Annotated in this window: 3 protein-coding genes and 1 pseudogene; all 4 read right to left on the bottom strand. The window is 75.4% G+C overall.

Annotated features, from left to right (window positions below):
- The coding region (locus MFF42_RS21975; protein WP_238257748.1) for a DUF5682 family protein at window positions 1–972 on the bottom strand (972 nt) is incomplete at its 3' end.
- A 261-nt stretch (window positions 973–1,233) separates the two neighbouring features.
- Window positions 1,234–2,334, bottom strand: coding sequence for an ATP-binding protein (locus tag MFF42_RS21970; protein WP_238257746.1), 1,101 nt, complete (start codon window positions 2,332–2,334; stop codon window positions 1,234–1,236).
- Window positions 2,331–3,956: a DUF5691 domain-containing protein gene (locus MFF42_RS21965; protein WP_238257745.1), complete on the bottom strand. Its 1,626-nt coding sequence runs from the start codon at window positions 3,954–3,956 to the stop codon at window positions 2,331–2,333. The genes MFF42_RS21970 and MFF42_RS21965 overlap by 4 nt, the downstream gene beginning before the upstream one ends.
- Window positions 3,956–4,696: pseudogene (locus MFF42_RS21960) on the bottom strand (SWIM zinc finger family protein); the annotation flags it as partial. The pseudogene MFF42_RS21960 and the gene MFF42_RS21965, both read right to left, overlap by 1 nt.

Genomic DNA, 4,696 nt, shown 5'->3' with positions numbered 1-4,696 from the left:
CCGCAGCAGGGCGGCGGCGCGGGCGAGCCAGCGGGCGGCGACGCGCCCCTCGTGGTGCCACAGGGTGTCGTACCATTCCGGCGAGAGCACCCCGGCGCGGTAGCCGGAGGCGAAGGCCAGCCGCTCGTAGGACCAGGGCGCCCAGGCGGCGGCGACCTTGGTCCTGGGCAGGTTTTTGAGCGTCGCGGCGTCGGCCGTCGCCTGACCCTTCGCGTCGTAGCGGGCGAGCGCCGGCACGTGCCACGCGCCGCAGATCACGGCGATGCGCGCGAACCCCTCCTTGGCCGCCTTGCGGATCGCCGCGCGCATATGCGCCTCGCGCGCCTCCTCGCGAAACGCCTCGTCCGCGTCGGGCTCGGCGCCCTCGCGCAGGGCCGTCATCGCCTCGCCGATGGCCGCGAACACGTCGCCGTCGGCGCCCGCGCGGCTCTCGACCAGGGCGTCCCACCAGCGCTCGCCGTCGGGATAGCCCGCGGCGGCGGCGAGTTCGCCGAGCGGATCGCGCCGGATCGCGGCGGGCGCCGGGGCCGGGCCGTCCTCGGGCGGCGTGTCCGTCGCCTCGGCGAGAGGCTCCGGGTCGATCGGCTCCGCGTCGATCGGCTCCGCGTCGATCGGCGCGGCATCCGGAGCGTCTTCCGGCACGCCGAAACCGTCGGCGAGCTGGTGCGCGTGCGGCAGGTCGATGAAGCGGACGCTCGCGCCCGCCGCGATCCCGTGGCGCATCGCCACCCATTCCGGCGAGAAATCCGCGAAGGGGAAGAAGGCGCAGTCCCGCGGCCGGTCCGGCCGGTAGACGAGGAGCGCGACGGGGGGCGTCATGCCCTCCCGGAGGCTGAGCGGGATCAGCGCGTCGGCGTCCGGCGGACCCTCGATCAGCAGGCAATCGGGGTCGAGCGCGTCGAGCGCCGCCCGGAGCGAGCGGGCCGAGCCGGGGCCGTGATGGCGGATGCCGAAGAGGCGGATGTCAGGCATCGCGGCTCGGGGCGGCGGCGCGAAGACTCATGCGGATGATCGTCCTCGTTGGTTGGGCGAATGCGGCTCGGGCGCTGCGTCAGCCGCCGCGTCCTCCCTCCCCCCTCTGCGGGGGAGGGTGACCCCCGAAGGGGGTCGGGAGAGGGGAGCGCCGCTTCCGCTGGTCCGACGCCGGCAGAAAGGGGCACCGTCGCGCTGCCCCTCTCCCGCCCGCTCCGCGGGCACCCTCCCCCGCAGAGGGGGGAGGGTTACAAGGGAGTTTCACGCGCTCGCGCGGGCAGCTTTATAAAAATCCTTCCAGCCGTCGCGCTCCTTGACCACGGTCTCGAGGTACTCGCGCCAGACGATGGCGTCCTGCACGGGGTCCTTCACCACCGCGCCGCTGATCCCGGAGACGAGGTCGTGGGCCGAGAGGCGGCCGTCGCCGAAATGCGCGGCGAGCGCCAGCCCGCTGCCGACGACGCTGATCGCCTCCGCCGTCGAGAGCGTGCCGGAGGGCTGCTTCACCTTGCTCTTGCCGTCCGCGGTCACCCCCTCGCGCAACTCGCGAAAGATCGTGACGACGCGGCGGATCTGCTCGGCGCCCGGCGGCTCGGCCGGGATCTCGAAGGCGCGGCCCAGCGAGGCGACGCGGCTCTCGACGATGGCGATTTCCGCCTCGATCGTAGCCGGCGGGGGCAGCACCACGGTGTTGAAGCGCCGCTTCAAGGCGCTCGACAGCTCGTTGACGCCGCGGTCGCGGTTGTTGGCGGTGGCGATGAGGTTGAAGCCCTTCTGCGCCGGCACCTCCTCGTTCAGCTCGGGGATCGGCAGGGTCTTTTCCGAGAGGATGGTGATGAAGCTGTCCTGCGTCTCGGAGGGGATGCGGGTCAGCTCCTCGACGCGGGCGATGCGCCCGTCCGACATCGCCCGCATGACCGGCGAGCCCACCACCGCCTCGCGGCTCGGCCCCTTGGCGAGCAGCAGCGCGTAGTTCCAGCCGTAGCGGATCGCCTCCTCGCTGGTGCCGGCGGTGCCCTGCACGATCAGCCGCGAGGTGCCGCAGATCGCGGCGGCCAAGTGCTCGCTGACCCAGCTCTTGGCGGTGCCCGGCACGCCGAGGAGCAGCAGCGCCCGGTCGGTGGCGAGCGTGGCCACCGCGACCTCCATCAGCCGCCGGTCGCCGATATATTTCGGCGTCACCTCGAAGCCGGAGGCGAGCCGGCCCCCCAGGAGATAGGTGACCACGGCCTGCGGCGACATCTGCCAGTTCGGCGGGCGCGGCCGGTCGTCGGAGGTCCGCAGGGCCGCGATCTCCTCGGCGAAGGCATCCTCGGCGGCCTGGCGCAGCTGCGCGGCCTTGACTCCGTTGCTCGATGTCATCCTTGAGCCATCCCCCCTGTGGTGGTCTCCGATCGAAAGTCGCGCCGGATCGCGGCGCGCAGGTCCAGCACGCCGGACAAGCCCGTAAGCTGCGTGCGCAGGCGATCCGTGTCCTCCTCCGGCAGCCGCGCCAGGATCGCGGCGGCGGCAGCCGCGGCGTCCTCGCTCGGAAAGAGCCGGTCGCCGAGGCGGGCGATCACCCAGGGCTTGGCGAGATCGCGCCGCAGGGCGTCCGAGCCGCGGGTGACGAAGGCGAGCCAGTCGAGCAGGGTGGCGGTGAAGGGCTCCGAAAAGTGCTCGGGGCCCTGGGCCAGCACGGCCAGCACCACCTCGATCTTGCGGGCGCGGATCAGCGCGCCGACGCGGGCCTCCCAGGCGGCGTCGGGCAGGAGGTCGAGCGCCTCCGCCCACATCCCGAGCACCTCGTTGGTGCGGCGGACGCCGGTGACCTTGCCCTCGTAGGCCTCGGCCGTGATGTCGGCCATCGCTTCCGACCAGGCCGGGTCGAGGGTGCGCTTGGCCGCCGAGAACAGGCCGTGGAAGACGGGGTCGGCCCACTCGCTGCGCAGGGCCAGCTCGATCCAGAGCCGCGGCGGATGCTCGGCGAAGGCTTCGAGCGGCGCGCGCCCCAGGATCGACCGCAGCAGGGAGGCGCGGGCGCCGCCGCCGCGCCGCTCCCAGGTGTTCACCTCGATGCCGTCGCGGGCGAGCTCCGGGCTCTCCTCCGGCAGGGTGACGACGAGGCTGTGGGTGGTGCCGCCGAGGAGCCTGCGCTTGCTCTCGATCGTCAGCGCGGCGCGGGCGCGGGCCGCCATGCGCGCAGCGTAGCGCGAGCCGGCGAGGTTCGGCAGCAGGTGCTGCGCCGCCTGCCGCACGCCGCCCGCGCGGTCGTCGAGGCAGGCTTCGAGGAAGGGCTCGTCGGCCGGCGACAGGCCGGTCGCCAGCGCGTGGACCAGGGCCTCGCGGATGTCCGCCTTCTCCTTGCGGAAGACCGGCTCCAGCGCGGCCCGCGCGCCCTCGGGGTCGCGGGTGCGGAAGGCGGCGAAGGCGGCGCGGCGCTCGGCCACGCTCCCGTCCGTCCAGTCCGCCGCCTCCGCTCCATGAGCCGCCGCCGCCTCCGCCCTTCGGGCCGGGGCCTCGCCGCAGGCGCGGGCGAGCCAGTCGAGTTCGGCGCCGACGACGGCGGGGGCGGTCGCCGGCAGGCTGTCGCGGTGGAGCATCAGGGCCTGGAACAGCCAGGCGGGCGGGCGGACACCTGACGCGGCGGCGAGCGCGAACCATTCCTCGACGCGGCCGCGCGCGCTGTATCCCTCGCTGAGGAGGCCGTAGAGCCGGGTCGCGGCGGCGGGCGGGCATTCCGGTCCGAAGGCGTCGCGCGGCTCGGTCGGCGCCAGAGCCTCCGGCCCGAGCCCCGTGCCGGCGCGGTGAAGCGCGCCCTCCGCGGCGAGCCGCGCCAGCAGGGCGGCGCCGGGATCGGCCTCGGCGACCAGATCGGCGACCAGATCGGCGAGCGGTCCGGGGGGAGCGGGCGGGGCGCGCTCGGCCCCGAGGAGCGCGGCAGCGAGCGTCGGCTCCCAGCCGTCGGTCGCCGAGGTTGCGGCGGGGAAGTCGGCCGTCTCCATCAGGCCACCTGCAGCAGGACCGGCTGCGCGCCCTGCGCCGGCATGGCGTAGAGGCGGCCTTGCGCGACGAGGGCGAGCGGGTGGAGGCCGGTGCCGTCGTAGAGGCCGAACAGGTCGACCGGCCGGCCCGCCGCCACCGCGAGCAGGCTCGGCAGGCGCGGATCGGCCGCGAGCGCGAGGCAGCCGGTCTCGTCCCCCGCCGCGAAACCCGCGCCACCGCCCGCGGCGGCGAGCCGCCCGAGACGCACATGTGCGAGCCGCACCGGCCAGCGCTCGCACCAGGGGGCACGGGACAGCACCTCGGCGAAGCTGTCCCGCGCCGCCGCGACGCTCGATGCACCGGGCAGCACGGCTTGCGCCGCCGGCCCGGCCCGGCCCTCGCGGAAGACCGCGCGCAGCGGCGGGTCGCCGGGCAGGAAGGCGAGCGCCCCCGAAAAATCCTGGCCGGCGGCCGGGGCCGGCGGCAGGGGCGAACCGGGGGTGCCGTAATCGATCACCTGGGCCACGGCGCCGCTCGCGCGGCCGACGAGCCAGACCGAGCGGGCGGTGAGACGGTCCTCCTCCTCGACCGCGTGGGCCAGCACCGCCCAGCTGTCGGCCTGGTCCGGCCGGGCCGCCATCTCCTCGGCGGTGACGGGATAGCCGAGCGCCGCGCGCACGCCCGCCGCCTGCTCGGGGGCGAGCGCGTCGAGGCGGCGCGCCGCCCGCAGCAGCAGGGCGAGCCGGCCGAGGCCGAGCCG

The organism is Methylorubrum podarium (assembly GCF_022179745.1).
GTDB classification, from domain to species: Bacteria; Pseudomonadota; Alphaproteobacteria; order Rhizobiales; family Beijerinckiaceae; genus Methylobacterium; species Methylobacterium podarium.
Note: the sequence above shows the minus strand (reverse complement) of the source record. Positions and strands in the feature narration are given on the sequence as shown.

Coding starts and splice junctions, on each gene's coding strand:
- MFF42_RS21970 (WP_238257746.1), bottom strand. CDS start 2,334: ATGACATCGAGCAACGGAGTCAAGGCCGCGCAGCTGCGCCAGGCCGCC.
- MFF42_RS21965 (WP_238257745.1), bottom strand. CDS start 3,956: ATGGAGACGGCCGACTTCCCCGCCGCAACCTCGGCGACCGACGGCTGG.